Genomic DNA, 25,044 nt, shown 5'->3' on the forward strand with positions numbered 1-25,044 from the left:
ACGCCCGCGCGGATGCACTGGAGGCGCAGCCGGCCAAACCGGCCGCCCAACTGCAAAGATAGCCCAACGGCTGCAAACAAGCAGAAGCGGCCTGAGCAGATCGCCCCCTGCCGCGCTCGCGCGCACCGACGCGGCAAACATGGCACACTCCTGCGCCCGCCGAGCTGCCTCGGCAAACCAGATGCGCGGCGCAAGCCGCCTTTGGTAACATGAACAACGAGGGCTCTACCGGCAATGCAGACTCGATCGACAGCCGCGCCCGCGCTGCTCGTCCCCGTTCACGTCGTTTTGCGTCATCTATCCGCATGGCCCAGGACAATCTGATCGCGTGTCACGAATGCGACGCGCTCTACCGCAAGCCTCGCCTGCTGGGGCGACAGTCCGCGCGCTGCTCGCGTTGCGGCGCCGCGCTCTATCAAAGCAGCTCGGCGCAACTCGACCGCATCTGTGCGATCACCGTCGCCGCGCTCGTCACCTTCATCATCGCGCAGTCGTTTCCAATCATCGAACTCGACGCCAACGGCATCACCTCGGAGTCGAGCCTGTTCGGCGCACTCGTGGTGCTATGGAACGAGGACATGGAGATCGTCGCGGTGATGGTCTTCTGCGCAACCATCCTCTTTCCGCTCACCGAGATGGTCGCGCTGCTCTACGTGCTGCTGCCGATCCGGCGCGGCTTCATTCCACCAGGTTTTAACCAGGTACTGCGTGCGATCCAGTTCGTGCGGCCGTGGGGCATGCTCGAAGTCTTCATGCTGGGCGTGCTCATCACCATCGTCAAAATGGTGAGCCTCGCGCGCGTGATCCCGGAAACGGCGCTGTTCGCCTTCGGCGTGCTCACGCTGATGTTCACCGTGGTGGTGACGTTCGATTCGCGCACGCTCTGGGATATCGCCGACGCGCTGCGCGCGGGTGCGCGCCAGGCCCGTCGTCCGGCTGGCAGCGCTGGGCTGGGCGGCCACGAGATCGATCCCGACGGGCTGAGCGACCCCGGCGTGCCGCCCACGCTGGGCGGGCCCGAGGCGGGAAGCGCAGTGAATCCCGCCCCTGCCGCGGAGCATCCTGTCGGCGAACCCGAGATCCGCGATCCTTCCGCGCCGAAGCCCGGCGGCCCGACCACGCCCGGATGGAAGCCGCGATGAAACCGACACTGAAGCGTCCGCAGAAAACCGCGCGCACCGAGGCACGCCGATGAAATACCTCACCGCCACCGACGCCGGCCTGATCTCCTGCCACGCCTGCGGCCATCTGCAGCCGCGTGCCCGCACGCGCGCCGGCCACGCCCATCAGCGCTGCCAGCGCTGCAACTCGCCGCTGCATCTGCGCCATCCCGACAGCCTCGCGCGCACCTGGGCGCTGCTGATCGCGGCCGCGCTGCTCTACATTCCGGCGAACCTGCTGCCGGTCATGCACACGGCCTCGCTCGTCGGCGACGAAGACGACACGATCATGAGCGGCGTCGTGTACTTCTGGACCTCCGGCGACGCGCCGCTCGCGGTGATCGTCTTCATCGCCAGTATTCTGGTGCCGATGCTCAAGCTCAGCGTCATCGCACTGCTTTGTTTCACCTCGCAGCGCCGCTCCACCTGGCGCCCGGTCGAGCGCACCAAGCTCTACCGGCTGGTCGAATTCATCGGCCGCTGGTCGATGCTGGACATCTTCGTGGTCACCCTGACCGTGGCGCTGGTACGCTTCCAGTCGCTTGCGGTGATCACGGCGGGGCCCGGCGCAATCGCATTCGGCTCGGTCGTGATCCTGACGATGATGGCGTCGATGCAGTTCGACCCGCGCCTGATCTGGGACCCGGTGGACGAAGACAAACAGCAACCCACGCAACACTCTCAGGATCACCCACATGAATAGTCCGAAAGGACCGAATCCGCCGCCGGGCGGGGGCTCGCTGCCGCCCGACCTGCCCGAGCCGGACATCGTCAAGCCCAAACGCTGGCTGCCCTCGCTCGTCTGGATCGTGCCGCTCGTGGCGGCGCTGATCGGCGTGGCGCTCGTGGTGAAGTCGGTCGCCATGCGCGGGCCGACCATCACGATCAGCTTCATGACCGCCGAGGGCCTGGAGCCCGGCAAGACCAAGGTCAAGTACAAGGACGTCGAGATCGGCTCGGTGCGGGCCATCAAGCTTTCGCCGAATCTCTCGCGCGTGCTGGTGACGGTCGAACTCACCAAGGACGCCGAAAACTTCGCCAAGAAGGACAGCCACTACTGGGTGGTGCGTCCGCGCGTGGGCGCGAGCGGCGTTTCGGGTCTCGGCACGCTGCTTTCGGGCTCCTATATCGGCGCCGATGCCGGCCGTTCGGACGAAACCGCCAGCGAATTCACCGGGCTGGAAACCCCGCCCGCCGTGACCATCGACGAAAAAGGCCATCGCTACACGCTGCATAGCGAAACGCTCGGCTCGCTCGATATCGGCACGCCGATCTTCTATCGCCGCATCCAGGTGGGCCAGGTCACGGGCTATTCGCTCGACAAGGACGGCACGGGCGTGACGGTGCAGGTGTTCGTCAGCGCGCCTTACGACCAGTACGTGGGCACCAACACGCGCTGGTGGCATGCCAGCGGCGTGAACGTGCAACTGGATTCGAGCGGCATCAAGGTCAACACGCAGTCGCTCGCGACCGTCGTGGTGGGCGGCCTCGCCTTCCAGTCGCCGGCCGGCCAGACGATGGGCCCGCAGGCGCCCGACAACGCCACCTTCACGCTCGCCTCGGACGAAAGCGAAGGGATGCGCGAACCGGACGGCGCGCCGGTGCGCGTGGTGATGTACTTCAACCAGTCGCTGCGCGGGCTTTCGGTGGGCGCGACGGTGGACTTCCGCGGCATCGCGCTCGGCCAGGTGACGGATATCGGCATCGAATACGATCCGAAGGCGCATAACTTCACCATGCCGGTGACGATGGATCTTTACCCGCTGCGGCTGTCGCGCCGCACGCGTGGCGAAGCGCCCACGCCGCACACGCCGCAAAGCCGCGAGCTGGTCAAGCGACTCGTCGCGCGCGGGCTGCGCGGCCAGTTGCGCACGGGCAACCTGATCACCGGCCAGTTGTATATCGCGCTCGACGTGTTCCCGAAGGCCGGTCCCGCGAAGGCGGATCTCGACCGCGACCCGATGGAGCTGCCGACGGTACCGAACTCGCTGGAAGAACTGCAACAGCAGGTCGCCGACATCACGAAGAAGCTCAATCAGATTCCGTTCGACAAGATCGGCAACAACCTGAACGAGTCGCTGAAGAACGCGAACCAGTTGTTCGGCAAGGTCAACGACGAACTGCTGCCGCAGATGAAGGGCACGCTCGACGAAGCGCAAAAGACCTTCAGCGCCGCGCAATCCACACTGCAGCAGGATTCGCCGCTGCAATCGGACGTGCATCAGGCGCTGCAGGAACTCACGCGCACGCTGCAATCGCTCAACTCGCTCTCGGATTATCTGGAGCGCCATCCCGAATCGCTGCTGCGCGGCAAATCAGGAGACAAGCCATGACGTTTCGCCTGCCTCCCCTGCGGCGTCCCGCCGCCCTTTCGACGCTCGCCCCAGCGCTGGCGATCGCCGTGACACTCGCGGCGGCGCTCGCGGGCTGCGCCTCGCCAGGCAGCCGTTTCTACACGCTGAGCCCAAGCGACGACACGGCGCGCACGGCCCCGGCCGCCACCGCCGGCAATCCGGCGTGGCTGATCGAACTGGCGCCTGTCGATGTGCCGCCGCAGGTCTCCAAGGCCCAGTTGGTCGTGCAGACCGACGCCACGCAGGTGAAGGTGCTGGAACAGGAGCGCTGGGCGTCGATGCCCGGCGACGAAATCCGCCGCGCGCTGTCGGGCGATCTCACCCAGCAGCTCGATACCATCGACGTCTATGGCTCGCCGCGTCCTGACGGCGTGCCGGTGTATCGCGTCAGCGTGAACGTGCAGCGCTTCGAATCGTGGCCCGGCTCGCACGCGCTCATCGACGCGGTGTGGAGCGTGCGCGCGCTCGATTCGCAGACCGTCATGACCTGCCGCAGCGTGCTCAACGAACCGGTGGGCGACGGTTACGACGCGCTGGTGATCGGTCATCGCCGCGCGGTATCCGATCTGTCGATGGCGATTTCGAGCGGCGTGCGCTCGCTCGCCGCCATGCCGCAGGTGAGCGTGCCTGCGGCGACGAAGAAAGGCGCGAAATCCGCCATGCCGACAAAGCCCGTAACCAGCGTGGCCTGCCCGACGCTCGTTCCGGCGGCATCGGCAAGCTGACGCGTTCGGGTTTCCGACCCGCTTCACAACGAGGGATGACGCGGCGCGATGCGCTGCCTCATCCCTCGTTGCATTTCTGCGCCCGCGCGCAGCCGGTCCGGCAAAGTCGGCCCAACAAAACCGGCTCGAAGCACGCGGCCCGCGATAATGGCGGTTTGCCTCGCTGCCCGACTCTTCTGTATGTTTCGTTCGATCACCACGCTCTGGAAAAAATGGCGCGCCTCGCGCAGCGCCGGACAGCAACTCGACGCGCTGCTGGCGAGCGCCGACGCCGACGCCCCTTACGCCGAACGCAGCGACTGGCTGATCGAGCTTGCGCACTGGCTCCACCGCCGTGGCAAGCTCGACACCGACGCTGCGCTCAACACCGTTCCCGCCGACGACGCCCCGCAGCGCACGCCGCCCGAGCATGTGCGCGTGCGCTATCTGCTGCACGTGCTCGAGCGCAATCCGGCCTGGAAAGCGAACGTCGGCGCCATGGTGCGCAAGCTGCTGCGCGATAGCGACAGCATTTCGCTGCTCTGCGATGCCGGCATGCCGGTGCATTCGGGCCTGGTCGGCGCGCTGGTCGAGCGTGTGCAGGCTCAATTGATCCCGCCCGCGCCCAATCGCCGCGACCTCGCCGCGCTCGTCACGCTGATGTTTCCGGCCGCTTACGATCCCGAGTGGATCTCGACGCTGCCCGCCGATCTGCTCAAGCGCCTGCAGGCGCTGATCGCCGAACCCGCGCCCGTGCTGGCAAGCGACCCGCCCGCCGAAGCCGCGACGGTGAAACTGCCGGGCGATTTTTCGCTCGACCTGCTTACGGCGCTGCACAACCTGACCTGCCAGATCAGCTCGACGGGCCTTTCGCCGACGGTGCGCAGCCGCCTGTCCAGCGACGAAGCGCGCGTCGCCGTCGAAAAGCTGCCGTTCTTCCGCCTCACGCGCGCGATGCTCGCGGTGGAAAACGCCCGCGACGCGGGCGAACCCGCGCGGCTGCTGCAGGAAGTGAGCTGGCTGCGTCTGCTGCTCGACGACTGCCGCAAGGCCACCGACGATGTCTTCGCGCATCTCTATCGCCATGGCGTGCGCGTGGACACGGTGTTTCAGGTGCAGCGCATGCGCATGCGCATCGTGCGCGCCGAGCGCCTGCTCGACGCCTGGATGGCCGCCGACGATGCCCCGACGCAAGCGCGCCTCATCGCCGATCTGGTGCGCGCGAACCAGCGCAGCCAGAGCGTCTCGCATCTCGTGCGCAGCAACTTCGCGCTGCTTTCGCGCAAGGTCGTGGAGTTGTCCGCCGACACCGGCGAGCACTACATCGCACGCGATCGCGCCGAATATCTGACGATGCTGCGCATGGCAGCCGGCGGCGGCCTGGTCACCGCGGTGACGGTGTATGTGAAGTTCGGCGTGACGGGCGCGCATCTGCCATCGATGATCGAAGGGGTGTTCGCCGGTCTCAACTACGCGGTGAGCTTTCTGGTGATGCACTTCTGCCACTTCTCGCTGGCGACCAAGCAGCCCGCCATGACCGCGCCCACGCTCGCACGCGAACTCGACGGCACGCATGTGGCGGCGGGACGTGCGCGCTTTGTCTCGTCGGTGGTGGCGCTGATCCGCACCCAGGCTGCGGCGGTGCTCGGCAACGTGCTGCTGGTGTTCCCGGCGTGTCTGGCGATCCAACTGGTGTGCGGCTGGCTGTTCCACGCGAACCTGATCTCGCCGCAGAAAGCGCACGCGACGCTGCAATCGTTCTCGCTGCTCGGGCCTACGCCGTTCTACGCCGCGCTCACGGGCGTGCTGCTGTGGGCGTCGAGCCTGTTCGCCGGTTGGGCCGACAACTGGTTCGTACTCCATCGCGTCGAAGATGCGCTTGCGTGGAACCGGCGTCTGCGCATGACGCTGGGCGTTTCGGGCGCGGCGCGTCTGGCGCACTTTTGCCGAATCAACGCGGCGGGCGTGTGGGGCAATGTCGTGCTCGGCATGATGCTGGGCGTGGTGCCGGCGATCGTGTCGGCGGTGGCGTTCCACTTCGAGGTGCGGCACGTGACGCTGTCGGCGGGCTCGATCGGCGTGGCGATGGGCGTGCTGGGCACCAGCACGCTGAAAAGCGGCGAACTCTGGTGGGCCGTGGCCGGCGTCGCCAGCATGGCGGTGCTCAACGTGTCGGTGAGTTTTGCGCTCGCGCTGCAAATGGCGCTGCGCTCGCGTGACCTTGGCCGCCGCGACGTGCGCCCGCTGATGCGCGCATTCTGGCGCCGCGTCACGCGCCATCCGATCGATCTGGTCTGGCCGATCCGGCGCGCACAGTTGCGCGAGGACAACGAATGAGCGTGCGGTTTTGTATGCCGGATGGCCAGTGATGCGGGTCGCCCTGATGCGGCCCAAACTGTCCGGCCAGCCTTGATGCCACGCTGAGGAACGCTCGCGCTCCGTGTTTCCAGGGAGCGTTCCTCAACTTTCTGCACGATGGCGTGGCATCGCAAGGCGCTTGCCTCGTGTAGTCACATAGGCTACAGTCGCATGATCAAAACCTTTCGGCACAAAGGTCTTGCATCGTTTTTTCTGGACGGCAACAAGGCAGGTATTCAGGCGCATCACGCTCCGCGATTGCGCGTTTTGCTGGGCGCGCTCGAGTTGGCGTGCGGCCCGCAGGACATGAACTCGCCGCCCTGGCGCCTGCATGCGCTACGCGGCAATCTACGCGATCATTGGGCCGTCTGGGTAAATGGCAACTGGCGTCTCACCTTCACGTTCGAAGGCGAGGACGCCATTCTCCTCGATTATCAGGACTACCATTAAAGGACAGGCATGAGCAGCAGAATGCACAACCCGCCGCACCCCGGCGAGGTACTGCGCGACTGGATTCCGCAGGACATGACCGTGACCGAAGCCGCAAATGCGCTCCAGATCAACCGCGTGACGCTGTCGAATCTGCTGAACGGCAAGGCCAACGTGACGGCGAATATCGCGCTGCGCCTGTCCGCGTGGCTCGGCACGTCGACCGATCTGTGGCTCGGCATGCAGAACCAGTGGGATTTGTGGCAGGCCAGCCAGCAGCCCCGGCCGAAGATCAAACCTTTGGTTCGGGATACGCTGTGAGGTCTGTCCGGACGGCGAACATGTGGCGAACATGCTGCAAACATGTTGCGAACACCACGCCCACCGGCCCCGCCGCCTAACCCGCGTACAATAGCGCCTTCCCCGCAGCGTCACCTCTCTCCTCATGTCTTTCGATTTCTTTGCTCCCTGCCCGCGTGGCCTTGAAGCCGCGCTCGCCGCCGAACTGGCCGAAACCGCGCAACGGCGTCTGCCGCCCGGCGCGCTCCAGGTCGGCGCCGAAGTCCCCGGCGGCGTGCATTTCCGCGGCAACTGGGCCGGCGGCATGGCCGCGAACCTGCATTCGCGCATCGCGAGCCGCGTGCTCCTGAAGCTCGCCCAGCGTCCCTATCGCGGCGAGCAGGACATCTACGCGCTCGCCCGCGAGCAGCAGTGGGAGAAATGGTTCTCGCCGAACGAGACGATCCGCATCGACATCACCGCGATCAAGTCGCCGCTGCGCAGCCTCGAATTCGCCACGCTGCGCGTGAAGGACGCGATCTGCGACCGCATGCGCGACAAGGCCGGCTCGCGTCCGAGCGTCGATACCGCGTACCCTGATGTGCGCATCTTCGCCTTCCTGACCGCGACCGATTGCACGCTTTACCTCGACACGTCCGGCGAGCCGCTCTTCAAGCGCGGCTGGCGTCTGGACAAGGGCGCGGCGCCGCTGCGCGAAAACCTCGCCGCCGGCATCCTGCGTCTGACCAACTGGTCGCCCGAACAGCCGCTGTATGACCCGATGTGCGGCTCCGGCACCTTCCTCGCCGAAGCCTGCCAGGTCGCGCTGGATATCGCGCCGGGCCTGTCGCGCAGCTTCGGTTTCGAGCGTCTGAAGCAGTCCGATTCGGCCGCCTGGCGCCATCTGAAGAGCGAAGCCAATACGGCGCGCAACACGGCCATGAGCCGCGCAAAAGATCTGAAGATTTTCGGCAGCGACATTTCCGACGTCATGCTGGAGAAGGCCCGCGCCAACTTCGCACGCGCCGGTCTGGGCAATGTGCCGCTCAAGCAGATCGACGCGCGCAACATGACGCCGCCCGCCGAGGGCGACGGCATCCTCGTGGCAAACCCGCCGTATGGCGAGCGTATCGAAGTGCGCGGCCGCAACGCGCGCGGCGAACTGCGCGAGCGCAATCCGCGTGACGACGACGGCTACGACGCACCCGAATCGTTCCGCCGCGTCCACACCGACGCACCGGACGCCGAGTTCTTCCACGCGCTCGGCGACGCGCTCAAGCAGCGTTTCACCGGCTGGCGCGCGTTCTTCCTCACCTCGGATCGCAAGCTGCCGGGCCAGTTGCGTCTGCGCGAAGCCGCCAAGACGCCGCTCTTCAACGGCGCGCTCGAATGCCGTCTGTTCCGCTTCGACCTGATCGCGGGCAGCGTCCGCCAGCGTCCGGCGAAGGATGCATCGAGCGAAAACAGCGAAGGCTAATAGCCTCGCATCGGGCCGCCGCGCGCTTCAGACGCGCGCGGGCCCGATCTGCGCGCCGCCCGGCGCGACCGGCAGCGGATAGCCTGCGTAGTCGGGAAACAATCTCGGCAGCAGAAACATCGGCAAGGCGTACCGCGAGAAACAGCGCGACGTCGAAGCCGGATGAATCAGATGCAGGCAGCTCGCCTGCGTATCGTCCGCCGCCAGCACCTTTTCTCCCGCCGCCACCACGCGGCGGATGAAACTCTCGTCCTCGCCCAGATTCACATCGTCGTAATGCGCGATGTCGAACAGCGATTTGCGATACACATACGCGAAGCCATAAAACAGGATGAAATCGGCGCCGATTTTCATCTTGTCGTGAAACGTCACCGTGTTGACCGTTTGCCCGCTCAGTTCGTAGTGCAGACCAACGCGTGCATTCAGATCCATATAGCCGAGAAACTGCGTGTGCGGCGCGAACATCCAGAACGTCGATAACTTCATGAGCGCCGCGTCGTTCTCGCGCATCAAGCGCGTCATCTGTTCGAGATAGTGGGCGGCGTAGTGATCGTCATCGTCGAAATGGGCGATGGTGTCGGCGCGCGATTCGGCGACCAGCAGATTGCGCTTCGCGCCGATCGACATCGGCTCCTTCGACCAGTGATAGCGCACGCGCGCGTCGTTGCGCGCGAGTTGCTGCATGAAGGCGCTGGGCTGCGGGCTGTCGTCGAGCACCAGCCACTCCCAGTCGACGCGCTGACGCGCGACACAGCGCGCAATCGCCGGCAGAAACGCCTCGCGATTCGCGGTCGGCGTGATGATGGAGACGTTTGGAGACATGAGATGAAAGCGAGGCAATGGAGATGCGATGCGTCGATTACAACAAATCCGCGCGCGAGGCTCTCTCGAAAAAGTTCGAAACGCCGCGCGGCGGGTCATACCGCTAGCTACTGACAGCACGCTGTCAGCAGGGGGTCTGCACACTGCCTCTACCCCACGCCGCACGCCACAAGCGGCCAGGGACGGCGCCCCGGCATCCCGCCAGCCGCCGCCATCGAACCGCATCCGCCGTCGCCACTCAAGGAGTGCATCATGTCCACCGAAATGCTCGAAGTGCCCCAGCTGTCCCAAGCTGCCCGCGTCATCTCGTGGTTCGAAATCCCCGCTCACGATCTCGATCGTGCGGCCCGCTTCTACGAATCCGCGCTCGATACTTCGCTGCAGCGCGAAGTCGTCGGCGGCGTGCCGATGGCGATCTTCGGTCACGCCGATAACGCCACCGGCGGCTGCATCGTTTTCAATCCGCAGGACGCCAAGCCGGACCCGAAAGGCGTGCTCGTGTATCTGAACGCGCAGCCCTCGGTCACGGCCGTGCTCGATCGCGTCGAGAAGGCCGGCGGCAAGAAGCAGGGCCCGGCGCTGGAGTTGCCGAACAACTACGGCTATATCGGCTTCTTCATCGATACGGAAGGCAACCGCGTCGGGCTGCATGCCGCGAAGCTGGGCTAAGCCGGGCGCTCACGCCGCCACGCAGCGCGGGCCGTGCTGCGGGCGGCGCTATCATCTGCACAGCCTCACCCGCGGGCGCGCCCTCATGCGCTCCCTCAAGCGCGCCCTTCCTTCTTCTCCAGCGGCCCCACCATGACCCGTCGCGCCGACCGCCTGTTCCAGATCGCCGAACTGCTGCGCGGGCGCCGTCTCACCACGGCGCAGCAGCTTGCGGAATGGCTCGCCGTGTCGCCGCGCACGGTTTATCGCGATGTGCGCGATCTACAGCTTTCGGGCGTGCCGATCGAAGGCGAAGCGGGCATCGGTTACCGGCTCGCGCGCACGGCCAGCCTGCCGCCGCTCACCTTCACCGCCGACGAACTCACCGCGCTCGCCGTCGGCGCCCGCATGGCCGAATCCTGGGGCGGCGCGGCACTCGCGGGCGGCGCGCGCGGGGCGCTGGCGAAAATCGCCGCTGCGATGCCGGCGGAAAAACGCGCCGTGCTCGAACGCATCGCCGTGTTCGCGCCGTCGTATCACGTCGATCCGGCGTACTCGGAAAAAGTGGACGCGCTGCATCGCGCCGTCGATTCGCGGCTCGTGGTGCGCTTCGCGTATTGCGACCGTATCGGCGCGCAAACGGAACGGCGCGTGTGGCCGCTCGGGCTCGTGTATTGGGGCGCGCAATGGACCGTGGGCGCGTGGTGCGAGATGCGCGAGGGCTTTCGCAATTTCAATATCGAGCGCATGAATAGCGTGGAAGTGCTCGAACCGTTTCCCGATGTCAGCGGACGGCGGCTCGCCGATTATCTGCGCCATGTGAATGCGCCATCGCGATGACGTGCAAACGAAAAAGCCCGCCAGTTAGCGGGCTTTTTCACGACCATCGAGCATGACAGCCAGAGGCGCTTACTCCACCGCCTTCACCATATCCTCGATCACTTTCTTCGCATCGCCGAACACCATCATGGTTTTATCCATGTAGAAGAGTTCGTTGTCGAGACCCGCGTAACCCGCCGCCATCGAACGCTTATTGACGATGATGGTGCGCGCCTTGTACGCCTCGATGATCGGCATGCCCGCGATCGGCGACTTCGGATCGTTCTTCGCGGCCGGATTCACCACGTCGTTCGCGCCGAGCACCAGCACCACATCGGTCTGGCCGAACTCGTTGTTGATGTCTTCCATCTCGTACACGAGGTCGTAAGGCACTTCGGCTTCGGCGAGCAGCACGTTCATGTGACCCGGCATGCGGCCCGCGACCGGGTGAATCGCGTAACGCACATCCACGCCTTTTTCGACGAGCTTGTCGGTGAGTTCCTTCAGCGCATGCTGCGCGCGCGCCACGGCCAGACCATAACCCGGCACGATCACCACGCTTTCCGCGTTGCCGAGCATGAACGAGGCATCGTCGGCGGAACCGGACTTCACCGGACGCTGCTCCTGCGCGCCGCCCGTGGCCGCCGCGCCCGCTTCCGCGCCGAAACCGCCCAGCAGCACGTTGAAGAACGAGCGGTTCATCGCGTGGCACATGATGTACGACAGAATCGCGCCCGACGAACCCACCAGCGACCCGGCGATGATCAGCATCGCGTTGTTCAGCGAGAAGCCGATGCCCGCCGCCGCCCAGCCCGAGTACGAGTTCAGCATCGACACCACGACGGGCATATCCGCGCCGCCGATCGGAATGATGATGAGCACGCCCAGCGCGAACGCGATCGCCGTCATGATGATGAACGGCAGCCACGATTGCGTGATGAAGAACAGCACGCCAAAGCCGATCATGCCGATCGCCAGCATCAGGTTGATCAGATGCTGGCCCGGGTAGACCACGGGCGCGCCCTGAAACAGCCGGAACTTGTACTTGCCCGAGAGCTTGCCGAAGGCGATCACCGACCCGCTGAAGGTAATCGCACCCACGAAGGTGCCGATAAACAGTTCGATGCGGTTACCGTACGGCAGGAAGCCCGGATACGGCGCGTCTTCCGCGACGAGTCCGAACGCAGCCGGCTCCGACACCACCGCATACGCGATGCACACCGCCGCGAGACCGATCAGCGAGTGCATGGCCGCAACGAGTTCGGGCATCTTCGTCATCTCGACGCGTGCCGCCACGAACGCACCCAGCCCGCCGCCGATAATCAGCGCGCCAAACAGCAGCCCAAGCCCCAACCCGAGATTCGAGCCGAACTGTGCGGACTCCTTCACGATCAGCGCAAGCGTGGTGAGAATGGCGATGGCCATGCCCACCATGCCGAACATATTGCCGGCGCGCGCGCTGCGCGGATTCGACAAGCCCTTGAGCGCCTGAATAAAGCAAACCGACGCCACCAGATAGAGCAGCGTAACGACGTTCATGCTCATTTACGCGCCCTCCTTGCCAGCCGCGGGGAGCTTTTTGGGCTCTTTCTTGCGGAACATCTCCAGCATTCGCCGTGTGACCAGAAAGCCGCCGAACACGTTCACGGCCGCCAGCAGCACGGCAAACGTGCCGAAGAACTTGCCCGCGCCGCCCACGGTCAAGCCGGTCGCCAGCATCGCGCCGACGATCACGATCGCCGAAATCGCATTGGTCACGGCCATCAGCGGCGTATGCAGCGCGGGCGTGACATTCCAGACCACGTGATAGCCCACATACACGGCCAGCACGAAGATGATCAGGTTGATGACGGTATGGTTGATCAGTTCCATTGCCGGTCTCCTCTCAGGTCTTGCGCGTGACGGCGCCGTCGCGGGCCAGCAGCGTGGCCGCGACGATATCGTCCGCGAGATCGATGTTGAGCGTGGCTTCCTTCGTGATGATGAGCTTGAGGAAGTCGAGCAGATTGCGCGCGTAGAGCGCCGAGGCATCGGCGGCCACCATCGACGCGAGATTCGTGTAGCCGCAGATCTGTACGCCGTGCTGCGTGATCACCTGATCGGCGACGGTCAGCGGGCAGTTGCCGCCGCGCCGTCCCGTAGCCTGATCGGCGATGGGACCGCGTCCCGCCGCGAGGTCGATGACCACCGAACCCGGCTTCATCGCCTGCACCGTTTCCGATGGCAGCAGCGTGGGCGCGTCGCGGCCCGGAATCAGCGCGGTCGAAATGACGATGTCGGCCTGACGCGCGCGCTCGTGCACCAGGGCAGATTGCCGCGCCAGCCACGAAGGCGGCATCGGTCGCGCATAACCGCCTACGCCCACCGCTGCTTCGCGCTCCTCATCGGTTTCGTACGGCACGTCGAGGAATTTGGCGCCGAGCGATTCGATCTGCTCCTTCACCGCCGGACGCACATCCGATGCTTCGATCACCGCGCCAAGGCGCTTGGCCGTCGCAATCGCCTGCAGGCCCGCCACGCCCGCGCCCAGGATCAGCACGCGCGCGGCCTTGACCGTGCCGGCGGCCGTCATCAGCATCGGCATGAAGCGCGGATACAGATTCGCCGCCACCAGCACCGCCTTGTAGCCGGCGATATTGGCCTGCGAGGACAGCACGTCGAGGCTTTGCGCGCGCGTGGTGCGCGGCGCGGCTTCGAGCGCGAACGCCGTCAGGCCCGCATCGGCGAGCTTCTGGGCGTTATCCGCATTGAATGGATCGAGCATGCCGGCCAGCACCGCGCCGCGTTTCATGAACGCGAGTTCGCTGACGCTGGGCGATTGCACCTTGAGTACGAGGTCGGCGCCGAAGGCGGCCGCCGCGTCGGCAATCTGCGCCCCGACCGCCGCATAGGCTTCGTCGGGAAAGCTGGCGCCGGTGCCGGCACCGGACTGGATCGTGACCGTATGGCCCTGCGCGACGTACTTCTTGACTGTCTCCGGCGTCGCGGCCACGCGGCCTTCGTTCGCCCGGGTTTCCGCGGGCACTCCGATATGCATCGTTGTTTCCTCCTCGGCCTGCTTCTCTTTTTGATATGGCTCGTGTCAAAGGACAGAGCGGAGTAAGGCCGACGAGGCTCGCCGGCTCTTATTGCAACGTTCTGGTACGGCTGAAACGGGCAATGCAACGGCAAACGACGCACCACTTTAACCGAAAGCAGCGACGGCTTTGAAGCGGGATTTATCCCTTTTTGTGCACTGCACACAACACTGCATGTCGTCCGACCGGACGGTCGGGGCCTGATCCGGCCCCGGGCAGCCTTGGGCGCGTGCCGGTAAAATACCGGCCCATGAACGATGAAACCTGGGCACCCCACGTCACCGTGGCCGCCGTGATCGAGCGCGACGGGCGTTTTCTGCTGGTCGAGGAACACACGCCTGCGGGCTTGCGCCTGAATCAGCCGGCCGGCCATCTGGAAGCCGGCGAGACGCTGTTTGAAGCCGTCGTGCGCGAGACGCTCGAGGAGAGCGCCTACTCGTTCGCGCCGCAAGCGCTGGTCGGCATGTATATGACTCACTTCGGCAAGCCGGGCGAGTCCGGCACGACCTATCTGCGCTTCACGTATTGCGGCAGCGTGGCGAGCGAGCCGGAAGATCGCGCGCTCGATCCCGATATCGTCCGCACGCTCTGGATGAGCGTCGATGAGCTGCGCGCCGCGAGCGAGCGCCATCGCACGCCGCTCGTCATGCAGTGCGTGGACGATTACCTCGCGGGCAAGCGCGTACCGCTCGATTTCGTGCAGACGCACGCGGTCGGACCCAGGTTAGCGAACCAGACAGGCAGCAAGGGCTAGTCGCCCACTAGATGCAGCACAAAAAGGCAGCAGAGATGAGTAAAAAACGAGTGGTGGTAGGCATGTCGGGCGGCGTGGATTCGTCGGTGACCGCGTGGCTGCTCAAGGAGCAGGGTTACGACGTCGTCGGCCTCTTCATGAAGAACTGGGAAGACGACGACGACGGCGAATACTGCTCGACGCGCCAGGACTGGATCGATGTGGTGTCGGTCGCGGATCTGATCGGCATCGACGTCGAAGCCGTGAACTTCGCCGCCGAATACAAGGACCGCGTGTTCGCGGAGTTCCTGCGCGAGTATTCCGCGGGCCGCACGCCGAACCCGGACGTGCTCTGCAACGCCGAGATCAAGTTCAAGGCCTTCCTCGACCACGCGATGTCGCTGGGCGCGGAAACCATCGCCACGGGCCATTACGCGCGCGTGCGCCAGAACCCGGACAACGGACGTTTCGAACTGCTGAAGGCGCTCGATCATACGAAGGACCAGTCGTACTTCCTGCATCGGCTGAACCAGGCGCAGTTGTCGAAGACGATGTTCCCGCTCGGCGAAATTCCGAAGACGAAGGTGCGCGAGATCGCCGAACAGATCGGTCTGCCGAACGCGAAGAAGAAGGATTCGACCGGCATCTGCTTTATCGGCGAACGGCCGTTCCGCGACTTTCTGAACCGCTATCTGCCAACCCAACCCGGCCCGATGATGACGCCCGACGGCAAGACCGTGGGCGAGCACATCGGCCTCGCGTTCTATACGTTCGGGCAGCGCAAGGGCATCGGTCTGGGCGGCAGCAAGGACGGCAGCGGCGATCCGTGGTTCGTCGCCGGCAAGAACATCGAAACCAATACGCTCTACGTCGTGCAGGGTCACGATCATCCGTGGCTGCTCGCGCATGACCTGCGCGCCGGCAACGTGAGCTGGGTCGCGGGCGAGCCGCCAGCCGAAGGCCATGCGTGCGGCGCGAAAACGCGCTATCGCCAGGCCGATGCGCCCTGCTCGTTCGCGGGCGCGGCCGAGTTCGGCGAAGGCCAGTTCTCGCTGCATTTCCCGGATGCGCAATGGGCCGTCACGCCGGGCCAGTCGGCCGTGTTGTACGACGGCGAAGTCTGCCTGGGCGGCGGCATCATCGAAGCCGTGACGACGCTCGAACCGCACGTGCCCGCCGTGCTGCCGCCGGTTGCGCCGAAGAAAAAGCGCTCGCCGCGCAAGAAGTCGCCGCAGTTCGCGGCCAAGGCTTCGTCCACCACGGAAAGCCAGGCGTAAGCTGATTCGCGCGGCGCGTTCTGCGCCGCGCTCCCTCCTCGTTCGTTCTCTCGCGTTATTGCACGCGGCTTTGCGCGGCGTCGACTCCGGCCCCGCCAAACCCTGCCCGCTTGCCGGCCAGTTTCACAAACTTGCGGCATTATGCGGGCACGCCAGCGCCGTACCCCAGCGCGGCGGGTTCGCGCGGACCTGACCGGATTTCGCGCGGCAAATCAAGAGATCGAGGAGTCCCCCCATGTTTTCCCGACGTTACCTCGCCATGTGGTGCGCGGTGCTGCTACTCGCGGCCTGTGTCATCGCAGCGGCGTTCCATCACCTGTCGTGGTTCTGCGCCATCGTGCCCGCGCTGCTCGTCGCGCTCGGCCTCTACGACATGACCCAGTTGCGCCACGCCATCCTGCGCAATTATCCGCTCTGGGGCCATCTGCGTTTCCTGTTCGAGTTCGTGCGGCCTGAAATCCGCCAGTACTTCGTCGAAGACGACACCGACGAAAAACCCTTCTCGCTCGTGCAGCGCAGCGTGGTGTACCAGCGCTCGAAGAATGTCGTCGACAGCCGCCCTTACGGCACCGAACTCGACGTCAAGGCCGTCGGCCACGAATGGATCAGCCATTCGCTCGCGCCCACCAAACTCGATGGCAGCGACTTCCGCGTGCTGGTGGGCGCAAACCGCCCGCAGCCGTATTCGATGTCGATCTTCAACATCTCGGCGATGAGCTTCGGCGCGCTGTCGGCCAACGCGATCCGCGCGCTCAATCTGGGCGCGAAAAAAGGCGGCTTCGCGCACGACACCGGCGAAGGCTCGATGTCGAAATATCACCGCGAACACGGCGGCGACATCATCTGGGAAATCGCCTCGGGCTACTTCGGCTGCCGCAATGATGACGGCACCTTCAGCGCCGATAAATTCCAGCGTCTCGCCAACGAGCCGCAAGTGAAGATGATCGAGGTGAAGCTTTCGCAAGGCGCGAAGCCGGGTCACGGCGGCATGCTGCTCGCGGCCAAGGTCACGCCGGAAATCGCCGAAACGCGCGGCATTCCGATGGGCCAGGACTGCGTGTCGCCCGCGCGTCATTCGGAGTTTTCGACGCCGCGCGGCCTGCTCGAATTCGTCGATCGGCTGCGCAAGCTGTCGGGCGGCAAGCCCACGGGATTCAAGCTGTGTATCGGCCATCCGTGGGAGTTCTTCGGCATCGCCAAGGCCATGCTCGAAACCGGCATCCTGCCCGATTTCATCGTCGTGGACGGTGCGGAAGGCGGCACGGGCGCCGCGCCCATCGAGTTCACCGATCACATCGGCACGCCGTTGCAGGAAGGCCTGCTGCTGGTGCACAACACGCTCGTGGGCATCGGCCTGCGCGACAGGATCAAGATTGGCGCGAGCGGCAAGATCATCACGGCATTCGACGTGGCGAAGACGCTGGCGATTGGCGCGGACTGGGTGAATTCGGCGCGCGGCTTCATGTTCGCGGTGGGCTGCATCCAGGCGCAGAAGTGCCATTCGGACCGCTGCCCGACGGGCGTGGCGACGCAAGATCCGGTGCGCCAGCGCGCGCTCGACGTGCCCGACAAGGGCGAGCGCGTCTACAACTTCCATCGCAACACGCTGCACGCGCTGCAGGAAATCATTCAGGCCGCCGGCCTCGCAAGTCCCGCCGATCTGCGCGCGCATCACATCGTCCGGCGCGTTTCTTCATACGAAGTGAAGCTGATGTCGGAACTGCTCAAGTATCTGAAGCCCGGCGATCTGCTGGAAGCGCGCTATCGCTATCAGTTGTACGAGAAGTGGTGGCCGGTGGCGCGCAGCGATTCGTTCGCGCCAGCCGAAGAAAAAATCGTCTGATGTTTCTATGAGTTTGCGTGATGGTTGCGCTCGCAACCATCATCGAAAATTCGATGACGAAAAAAAAGCGCGCATTCTGAATGCGCGCTTTTTTCATGCTTCGATGATGCTGCTTGTCGGGCTTAAGGCTCAGGGCTTAAGGCTTAGGCCTGCGGCACCGTATCCGCGAACGACGGACGCTGCATGAGCTTCTCGAAGTGCTTCTCGAGATTCGGATGCAGCTCGCGCCAGTTCAGTTCCGGCTGACGGAAGTCGAGATAGCCGAGCGCGCAACCCACTGCGATATCGGCGAGCGTGTAACGGTTGCCCGCGCACCACGCATTGCCTGCGAGGCCCTTGGCCATCGCTTTCAGGCCTTCGTGAATCTTGCGATTCTGGCGCTCGATCCATGCGGCCGATTGCTGTTCGGGCGTGCGCTGCGTGCCTTCCGCGCGGATCAGCACGGCGGCGTCGAGCATGCCGTCGGCGAGCGCTTCCCAGCACCGCACTTCCACGCGCTCGCGTCCGCCCTGCGGAATCAGCTTGCCGACCGGCGAGAGCATATCCACGTATTCGCAGATCACGCGCGAGTCGAACACCGCTTCGCCGTCCTCCATCACGAGACACGGCACCTTGCCGAGCGGGTTGAAATCGTGGATCGCCGTTTCGGCGGCCCACACGTTTTCAAGCACCAGCTTGTAGTCGATTTTCTTTTCGGCGAGCATGATCCGCGCCTTGCGGACATACGGGCTGCCGAGCGAACCGATAAGTTTCATCGCACCTGCCTTTTCTGGAATCCGGCCGAAGTATACGTGGTAATCGACAAATTCTGACGGGTTGTCCGCTGGATAGCGCATATTCGGCGGGCGTCGATGTCGTGCTTTGTCGACAGGATGCAACACCGCGCGCGGCGCGGCGGGCCTTGCGCCCTGCATAAAACCGGCGATAACGCGGTGTCCAGGCACCGTGTTCCGGCGGACGTCGCCAACCTTCAGGCGCTACAATCGCACGATGGACACGACCCTTACGGAAAACGCTGCGGCGCCCGGCGCTGCAGCCGCTGCAGCCGACGCACCGCGCGGCCCCGATGGCGGCGCATCGCTCTATCGCGCGCGCCGCGAGCGCGTGCTGGCTGCCCTGCGAGCGCAAGGCGGCGGCGTGGCGCTGGTGCCCACGGCGCCCGAAGTCATGCGCAATCGCGACGCCGACTATCCCTATCGGCACGACAGCTATTTCTACTACCTCACCGGCTTTACCGAGCCCGAGGCGCTGCTCGTGCTGGACGCGAATGCCGGCGAAAACGAACCCGCCGAAATCCTGTTTTGCCGCGCGAAAAACGTCGAGCGCGAAACATGGGAAGGCTTGCGTTTCGGCCCCGATGGCGCACGCGAAGCATTTGGCTTCGACGCGGCGTTTCCCATCGACGATATCGATACGCAGATGCCGCGTCTGATCGCCAATCGCCCGGCGCTGCATTACGCGCTGGCCGCATCTGAGCAATTCGACGCGCAGGTGCGCGGCTGGATCGATGCCGTGCGCGCGCAGGGACGCAGCGGCGTCACCGCGCCCGCAGCCGCCTATGACGTGCTGCCCTTGCTCGACGAGATGCGCCTCGTCAAGGACACGCACGAACTCGACACGATGCGCCGCGCCGCGGAGATTTCCGCGCTCGCGCACGTGCGCGCAATGCAGACATGCCGCCCCGGCATGCGCGAATACGAGATCGAAGCCGAATTGCTTTATACGTTCCGCAAGCATGGCGCACAGGCGCCGGCCTACGGTTCGATCGTCGCCGCGGGCGCGAATGCCTGCGTGCTGCACTATCCGGCCGGCAACGCCGTCGCACGCGAAGGCGACCTGATCCTGATCGACGCGGCCTGCGAACTGAACGGCTACGCCTCGGACATCACGCGCACGTTTCCCGCGAGCGGGCGCTTCACGAGCGCGCAACGCGAACTCTACGACATCGTGCTGGCCGCGCAGCAAGCGGCCGTCGACGCCACACGCGCCGGTGTGAATTTCGAAGCGCCGCACGAAGCGGCCGTGCGCGTGCTCGCGCAAGGTCTGCTCGATACGGGCATTCTCGATCGCCAGCGCTACGCGAGCGTCGACGAAGTGATCGCCGATCGCGCCTACGCGCGCTTTTATATGCATCGCACGGGCCATTGGCTCGGCATGGATGTGCACGATGTGGGCGATTATCGCGAGCGCGGCACGCCAGATACGTCGGGTGATACGCCGCCGTGGCGCACGCTGCGCGCGGGCATGACGCTCACCATCGAGCCGGGGCTTTATATCCGCGCGGCCGAAGACGTGCCGGAGCGCTATTGGGACATCGGCATTCGCATCGAGGACGACGCCATCGTCACCGAGACCGGCTGCGAACTCATTACGCGCGGCGTGCCCGTGAACGCCGACGAAATCGAAGCGCTGATGCAGAACGCGCAACGCGGCGCATAAGCGTGAGTGCCGCGTAAATTCCGCGTGATTTCCATCACAACCGCCAATCAACCGATACCAACGCAGCGACATGAGTGCAGTGAACGCAGCCAGCCAGCCAACGACGCCCGCCCCTTTCGACCATGACGTCACCATCGTCGGCGCCGGGCCGGTTGGGCTCGCGCTCGCGGGCTGGCTCGCGCAGCGCAGCGCGACGTCGTCGTTGTCGGTTGCGCTGATCGATGCGCGCGAGCCGGAAGACAGCGCGGGCGATCCGCGCGCGATCGCCGTGTCACAAGGCAGCCGCACCTTGCTGCAGGCGCTCGCGTGGCCGCAGGATGCAACGTCGATCGAACGTATTCATGTCTCACAGCGTGGCCGCTTTGGCCGCACGTTGATCGACCGGCACGACTACGATCTGCCGGCGCTCGGTTATGTCGCGCGTTATGGCTCGATCGTGCAATCGCTTGCGCAGGCGGTGCGCGGGACTGACGTGCACTGGCTGCATCACACGCATGCGCAGGAACCGGTGGTCGAGCACGATGGCGTGACGTTGCGCGTGGAAAGCGCGGGAGTGGCGCGCACGTTGCGCACGCGCGTGCTCGTGAATGCGGAAGGCGGTTTGTATCGCGTGCAGGCTGCCGCGAACGCCGATGCGGATGCGGCTGCGGCTGCGGCTGCGGCTGAACCCGGCGCAGTGCAACGTCCGCAAAAGCGCACGCGGGATTATGGGCAGACGGCGCTGGTTGGCGTGGTGAGCGTGTCCGCACCGCAAGCGCATGTCGCGTGGGAGCGTTTCACCGACGAAGGCCCGATCGCGCTGTTGCCGATGGGTGGTGCGCGCGACGCCGATTTCGCGCTGGTGTGGTGTTCGGAGCCGGTGGAAGCGGCGCGGCGTGCTGCGTTGTCCGATGCCGAATTTCTCGCCGCACTGGGCGAGGCGTTTGGGTCGCGCATGGGGCGCTTCACGCAGATTCAGGGGCGCGCGGCGTTTCCGCTGGGGTTGAATGCGCTCGATACGCTGGTGTCGGGGCATGGGCGAATTGCAGCGGTGGGCAATGCGGCGCAGACGCTGCATCCGGTTGCCGGGCAAGGGCTGAATCTGGGTTTGCGCGATGCGCACGCGCTCGCGGATTCGCTGGCGCAGCATGGCGCGACGCCGGTTGCGCTGGCTGAGTTCGCGGGGCGGCGCGCGTTTGATCGGCGTATGACGATTGGCGCGACCGATACGCTTGCGCGGCTCTTTACCGTGGATTTTCCGGCGCTTGGAACGCTGCGCGGGCTTGCGCTTACTGCGCTTGAATTCGTGCCGCCGGTTAAAACCGCGCTGGCGAGGCAGATGATGTTTGGGCAGCGCAGTTGATCTGGGGTCGGGCGGGGTCGTACAACAACTAAAGGGTCGCATCGCAATACAACGCGACATCCAACGCACCCCAAACCACACCAGGGTCCACAACCCAAACCCTCCCATCCCGTTAACGCTAAAATACGCGTTTCCCCATTTCGAGCAGCACCGCGCCACCGCCCCCGGCCCTGCCGGAGCGCAGCCAGGCGCGCTACCGCTTTTGTCCGCGCATCATGTTCACAATTGGCCGCCACACCCTGCGCAACAACCTGTTCGTCGCCCCTATGGCGGGTGTCACGGACCGGCCGTTCCGTCAGCTGTGCAAGCGCCTCGGCGCGGGCTATGCAGTGTCGGAAATGGTTGCCTCCAACGCCCAGCTCTGGAAAAGCGAAAAGACCATGCGCCGCGCCAATCACGCGGGCGAGGTCGAACCCATTTCCGTCCAGATCGCGGGCGCCGACCCCGAAATGATGGCCGAAGCGGCGCGGTATAACGTCGCAAACGGCGCGCAGATCATCGACATCAACATGGGCTGCCCGGCCAAAAAGGTCTGCAACGTGGCCGCCGGGTCCGCGCTGCTGCAAAACGAGCCGCTCGTCGCGCGCATCGTCAAGGCCGTGGTCGATGCCGTCGGTGTGGGGCCAGATGCCGTGCCCGTCACGCTGAAGATCCGCACCGGCTGGGACCGCGATCACCGCAATGCGCTCACCATCGCGCGCATTGCAGAAGAGAGCGGCATTTCGATGCTGACCGTCCACGGCCGCACGCGCGCCGACCTCTATCACGGCGACGCCGAATACGAAACCATCGCCGCCGTGAAGGCCGCGGCGCGCATTCCGGTGGTTGCCAACGGCGATATCACGAAGCCGCAGAAGGCCAGACACGTGCTCGAAGTGACGGGGGCGGATGCCATCATGATCGGCCGCGCGGCGCAGGGGCGCCCGTGGCTGTTCCGCGAAATCGAGCATTTTCTCGCCACCGGCGAGCTGTTGCCGTCGCCGCGCGTGGACGAAATCCAGATGATCATGAACGAGCATCTGGAGGACCACTACGCGTTTTATGGCGAGTTTACGGGCGTGCGTACTGCGCGCAAGCATATCGGCTGGTACACTCGCGGCCTTTGCGGCGCCAACGCGTTCCGGCATCGCATGAACACGCTGGACACCACACGCGAACAACTCGCCGCCGTCAATCAGTTCTTCGACGAGCAGAAGGCCGTTTCCGAGCGCCTCGTCTACGAAGACGATGAAAACGGCGCACAAGGCGAGCGCGAACCAACCGATCGACTGGCAGCATGAGCAAGCACAATATCGAACAATCCGTCCGCGATAGCCTGGGAGTCTATTTCCAGGATCTCGACGGCAGCAATCCGCACGACGTCTATGAAATGGTGATGGCGTGCGTCGAAAAACCGATGCTCGAGGTGGTGCTCGAGCAGGCCGGCGGCAATCAGTCGCTGGCCGCCGAGTACCTCGGCATCAACCGCAATACGCTGCGCAAGAAGCTCCAGCAGCACGGCCTGCTGTAAGCGCCGTCGCGGTCCGCCGCATATCTGGACTTCCAGCGCTCCCTCCTCGATCTCCCGGCAACTCTCCCCCATCATGATCAAGCAAGCGCTCATCTCCGTTTCCGACAAGTCAGGCATCGTCGACTTCGCGAAATCGCTGTCGGACCTCGGCGTCAAGATCCTTTCGACCGGCGGCACCGCGAAACTGCTCGCGGACGCGGGCCTTCCCGTTACCGAAGTGGCCGACTACACCGGCTTCCCGGAAATGCTCGATGGGCGCGTGAAGACGCTGCACCCGAAGGTTCACGGCGGCATCCTCGCTCGCCGCGACCTGCCGGAACACATGGCAGCGCTCGAAAAGCACGACATCCCGACGATCGATCTGCTGGTCGTGAACCTCTACCCGTTCGTCCAGACGATCTCGAAGGAAGAGTGTTCGCTGGAAGACGCGATCGAGAACATCGACATCGGCGGCCCGACGATGCTGCGCTCGGCGGCAAAGAACCATCGTGACGTGACGGTCGTGGTCGACCCGACCGACTACGCGAAGGTGCTCGAAGAGATGCGCGCGAACGGCAACAACGTCGGCTACGCAACGAACTTCCGCCTGGCCACCAAGGTGTTCGCGCACACCGCGCAGTACGACGGCGCGATCACGAACTACCTGACGAGCCTGACCGAAGCGCTGGAGCACAAGTCGCGCAACGCCTTCCCGGCCACGCTGAACCTCGCGTTCGACAAGGTTCAGGATCTGCGTTACGGCGAAAACCCGCACCAGAGCGCCGCGTTCTATCGCGATCTGGCTTCGCCGGCCGGCGCGCTCGCGAACTACTCGCAGCTCCAGGGCAAGGAACTCTCGTACAACAACATCGCTGACTCCGACGCAGCGTGGGAATGCGTCAAGACCTTCGACGTGCCGGCCTGCGTGATCGTCAAGCATGCGAACCCGTGCGGCGTGGCAGTCGGCGCAGACGCGCTCGAAGCATATTCGAAGGCGTTCCAGACCGATCCGACCTCGGCGTTCGGCGGCATCATCGCGTTCAACCGCGAAGTCGACGAAGCAGCGGCACAAGCCGTGTCGAAGCAGTTCGTCGAAGTGCTGATCGCCCCGTCGTTCTCGGACGCAGCCAAGGCCGTGTTCGCCGCGAAGCAGAACGTGCGTCTGCTCGAAATCGCGCTGGGCGAAGGCCACAACGCGTTCGACCTGAAGCGCGTGGGCGGCGGTCTGCTGGTGCAATCGCTCGATTCGAAGAACGTGCAGCCGCACGAACTGCGCGTCGTCACCAAGCGTCACCCCACCCCGAAGGAAATGGACGATCTGCTGTTCGCATGGCGCGTCGCGAAGTTCGTGAAGTCGAACGCCATCGTGTTCTGCGCAAACGGCATGACGATGGGCGTGGGCGCGGGCCAGATGAGCCGCGTGGACTCGGCGCGCATCGCCAGCATCAAGGCGGAAAACGCGGGTCTGAAGCTCGCGAGTTCGGCGGTGGCGTCGGATGCGTTCTTCCCGTTCCGTGACGGCCTCGACGTGGTGGTCAACGCAGGCGCAACCTGCGTGATCCAGCCGGGCGGCTCGATGCGCGACGACGAAGTGATCGCCGCCGCCGACGAGCACAACATCGCCATGGTGATGACGGGCATCCGCCACTTCCGTCACTGATCGATAGCCGATCGGCACGCTGTAGCGCTGTCAAAGCCCGCTGGACTTCACGGTCCAGCGGGCTTTTTCTTGGTGCTTGCGCGGCGCGTCATGGCTCGCGAGATCGTCATCGTTCGTTGTACCATCCCAAACAC

The 25,044-nt window shown here is 65.0% G+C and carries 23 protein-coding genes; 18 read left to right on the forward strand and 5 right to left on the reverse strand.

All coding sequences use genetic code 11. The annotated features are described in order from the left end of the window. The first annotated feature begins 305 nt into the window (after positions 1–305). The 8 genes from G3N59_RS04765 to G3N59_RS04800 all read left to right on the forward strand — a co-directional run bounded on the left by G3N59_RS04765 (position 306) and on the right by G3N59_RS04800 (position 8,761). Positions 306–1,142 carry a paraquat-inducible protein A gene (locus tag G3N59_RS04765; protein WP_205981397.1) on the forward strand — a complete coding sequence of 279 codons (837 nt, stop codon included), beginning with the start codon at positions 306–308 and terminating at the stop codon, positions 1,140–1,142. Positions 1,143–1,191: 49 nt separating this feature from the next. Further along, positions 1,192–1,863, forward strand: coding sequence for a paraquat-inducible protein A (locus tag G3N59_RS04770; RefSeq protein ID WP_205981398.1), 672 nt, complete (start codon positions 1,192–1,194; stop codon positions 1,861–1,863). Then, positions 1,856–3,493: an MlaD family protein gene (locus G3N59_RS04775; protein ID WP_205981399.1), complete on the forward strand. Its 1,638-nt coding sequence runs from the start codon at positions 1,856–1,858 to the stop codon at positions 3,491–3,493. The genes G3N59_RS04770 and G3N59_RS04775 overlap by 8 nt, the downstream gene beginning before the upstream one ends. Then, positions 3,490–4,239, forward strand: a complete 750-nt coding sequence (locus tag G3N59_RS04780) for a PqiC family protein (RefSeq protein WP_205981400.1) — start codon at positions 3,490–3,492, stop codon at positions 4,237–4,239. Before G3N59_RS04775 ends, G3N59_RS04780 begins: the two co-directional genes overlap by 4 nt. A 180-nt stretch (positions 4,240–4,419) precedes the next feature. Further along, entirely contained in the window at positions 4,420–6,555 is a 2,136-nt protein-coding gene (locus G3N59_RS04785; RefSeq protein WP_205981401.1) for a site-specific recombinase, read from the forward strand. 192 nt (positions 6,556–6,747) lie between these two features. Then, positions 6,748–7,026 (forward strand): type II toxin-antitoxin system RelE/ParE family toxin, encoded by a 279-nt coding sequence (locus G3N59_RS04790; protein WP_205981402.1) that lies wholly within the window; start codon positions 6,748–6,750, stop codon positions 7,024–7,026. A 9-nt stretch (positions 7,027–7,035) separates the two neighbouring features. Next, positions 7,036–7,326 (forward strand): HigA family addiction module antitoxin, encoded by a 291-nt coding sequence (locus G3N59_RS04795; RefSeq protein ID WP_205981403.1) that lies wholly within the window; start codon positions 7,036–7,038, stop codon positions 7,324–7,326. A 124-nt stretch (positions 7,327–7,450) separates the two neighbouring features. After that, on the forward strand, positions 7,451–8,761 hold the full coding sequence (locus G3N59_RS04800) for a class I SAM-dependent RNA methyltransferase (protein ID WP_205981404.1): 1,311 nt from the start codon (positions 7,451–7,453) through the stop codon (positions 8,759–8,761). A 27-nt stretch (positions 8,762–8,788) separates the two neighbouring features. On the opposite strand, the gene G3N59_RS04805 is transcribed toward G3N59_RS04800, so the two are convergent. Next, entirely contained in the window at positions 8,789–9,583 is a 795-nt protein-coding gene (locus tag G3N59_RS04805) for a glycosyltransferase family 2 protein (RefSeq protein WP_205981405.1), read from the reverse strand. A gap of 252 nt (positions 9,584–9,835) precedes the next feature. Between G3N59_RS04805 and G3N59_RS04810 the strand changes: the two genes are divergently transcribed. Both G3N59_RS04810 and G3N59_RS04815 read left to right on the forward strand, forming a co-directional pair. Next, positions 9,836–10,252 carry a VOC family protein gene (locus G3N59_RS04810; RefSeq protein ID WP_241023181.1) on the forward strand — a complete coding sequence of 139 codons (417 nt, stop codon included), beginning with the start codon at positions 9,836–9,838 and terminating at the stop codon, positions 10,250–10,252. Between the two features lie 132 nt (positions 10,253–10,384). Next, positions 10,385–11,071, forward strand: a complete 687-nt coding sequence (locus tag G3N59_RS04815; RefSeq protein ID WP_205981406.1) for a YafY family protein — start codon at positions 10,385–10,387, stop codon at positions 11,069–11,071. 69 nt (positions 11,072–11,140) lie between these two features. Here G3N59_RS04815 and G3N59_RS04820 read toward each other — a convergent pair whose 3' ends face one another. Genes G3N59_RS04820 through G3N59_RS04830 form a run of 3 tightly spaced genes read right to left on the reverse strand, consistent with a single transcriptional unit; the run spans position 11,141 to position 14,087 of the window. Continuing rightward, positions 11,141–12,595 carry an NAD(P)(+) transhydrogenase (Re/Si-specific) subunit beta gene (locus G3N59_RS04820; protein WP_205981407.1) on the reverse strand — a complete coding sequence of 485 codons (1,455 nt, stop codon included), beginning with the start codon at positions 12,593–12,595 and terminating at the stop codon, positions 11,141–11,143. Beyond that, positions 12,596–12,922: an NAD(P) transhydrogenase subunit alpha gene (locus G3N59_RS04825; protein WP_205981408.1), complete on the reverse strand. Its 327-nt coding sequence runs from the start codon at positions 12,920–12,922 to the stop codon at positions 12,596–12,598. A 13-nt stretch (positions 12,923–12,935) separates the two neighbouring features. After that, the gene (locus tag G3N59_RS04830; RefSeq protein ID WP_205981409.1) at positions 12,936–14,087 is read right to left on the reverse strand and encodes a Re/Si-specific NAD(P)(+) transhydrogenase subunit alpha; all 1,152 of its coding nucleotides are present in this window, start codon (positions 14,085–14,087) and stop codon (positions 12,936–12,938) included. A gap of 290 nt (positions 14,088–14,377) precedes the next feature. On the opposite strand from G3N59_RS04830, the gene G3N59_RS04835 reads away from it, so the two are divergent. The 3 genes from G3N59_RS04835 to G3N59_RS04845 all read left to right on the forward strand — a co-directional run bounded on the left by G3N59_RS04835 (position 14,378) and on the right by G3N59_RS04845 (position 17,980). After that, entirely contained in the window at positions 14,378–14,881 is a 504-nt protein-coding gene (locus G3N59_RS04835; protein WP_205981410.1) for an NUDIX hydrolase, read from the forward strand. 35 nt (positions 14,882–14,916) lie between these two features. Next, positions 14,917–16,137, forward strand: a complete 1,221-nt coding sequence (mnmA, locus tag G3N59_RS04840; RefSeq protein WP_205981411.1) for a tRNA 2-thiouridine(34) synthase MnmA — start codon at positions 14,917–14,919, stop codon at positions 16,135–16,137. A 235-nt stretch (positions 16,138–16,372) separates the two neighbouring features. Beyond that, on the forward strand, positions 16,373–17,980 hold the full coding sequence (locus G3N59_RS04845) for an FMN-binding glutamate synthase family protein (RefSeq protein WP_205981412.1): 1,608 nt from the start codon (positions 16,373–16,375) through the stop codon (positions 17,978–17,980). Between the two features lie 143 nt (positions 17,981–18,123). Here G3N59_RS04845 and G3N59_RS04850 read toward each other — a convergent pair whose 3' ends face one another. Then, positions 18,124–18,735: a glutathione S-transferase gene (locus tag G3N59_RS04850; RefSeq protein ID WP_205981413.1), complete on the reverse strand. Its 612-nt coding sequence runs from the start codon at positions 18,733–18,735 to the stop codon at positions 18,124–18,126. A 235-nt stretch (positions 18,736–18,970) separates the two neighbouring features. Between G3N59_RS04850 and G3N59_RS04855 the strand changes: the two genes are divergently transcribed. The 5 genes from G3N59_RS04855 to purH all read left to right on the forward strand — a co-directional run bounded on the left by G3N59_RS04855 (position 18,971) and on the right by purH (position 24,910). Next, positions 18,971–20,419 (forward strand): aminopeptidase P N-terminal domain-containing protein, encoded by a 1,449-nt coding sequence (locus G3N59_RS04855; RefSeq protein WP_205981414.1) that lies wholly within the window; start codon positions 18,971–18,973, stop codon positions 20,417–20,419. A 70-nt stretch (positions 20,420–20,489) separates the two neighbouring features. Continuing rightward, a complete protein-coding gene (locus tag G3N59_RS04860) occupies positions 20,490–21,761 on the forward strand; it encodes a UbiH/UbiF/VisC/COQ6 family ubiquinone biosynthesis hydroxylase (protein WP_205981415.1) in 1,272 nt (423 codons plus the stop codon). A 215-nt stretch (positions 21,762–21,976) separates the two neighbouring features. After that, positions 21,977–23,041, forward strand: a complete 1,065-nt coding sequence (gene dusB, locus G3N59_RS04865; RefSeq protein ID WP_205981416.1) for a tRNA dihydrouridine synthase DusB — start codon at positions 21,977–21,979, stop codon at positions 23,039–23,041. Continuing rightward, a complete protein-coding gene (locus G3N59_RS04870; RefSeq protein WP_027816854.1) occupies positions 23,038–23,271 on the forward strand; it encodes a Fis family transcriptional regulator in 234 nt (77 codons plus the stop codon). The genes dusB and G3N59_RS04870 overlap by 4 nt, the downstream gene beginning before the upstream one ends. A 73-nt stretch (positions 23,272–23,344) precedes the next feature. After that, positions 23,345–24,910, forward strand: coding sequence for a bifunctional phosphoribosylaminoimidazolecarboxamide formyltransferase/IMP cyclohydrolase (gene purH / locus G3N59_RS04875; protein ID WP_205981417.1), 1,566 nt, complete (start codon positions 23,345–23,347; stop codon positions 24,908–24,910). The last annotated feature ends 134 nt before the right edge of the window (positions 24,911–25,044 follow it).

Origin of the sequence: Paraburkholderia sp. Ac-20340 (genome assembly GCF_017104965.1) — a bacterium.
Taxonomy (GTDB): domain Bacteria; phylum Pseudomonadota; class Gammaproteobacteria; order Burkholderiales; family Burkholderiaceae; genus Paraburkholderia.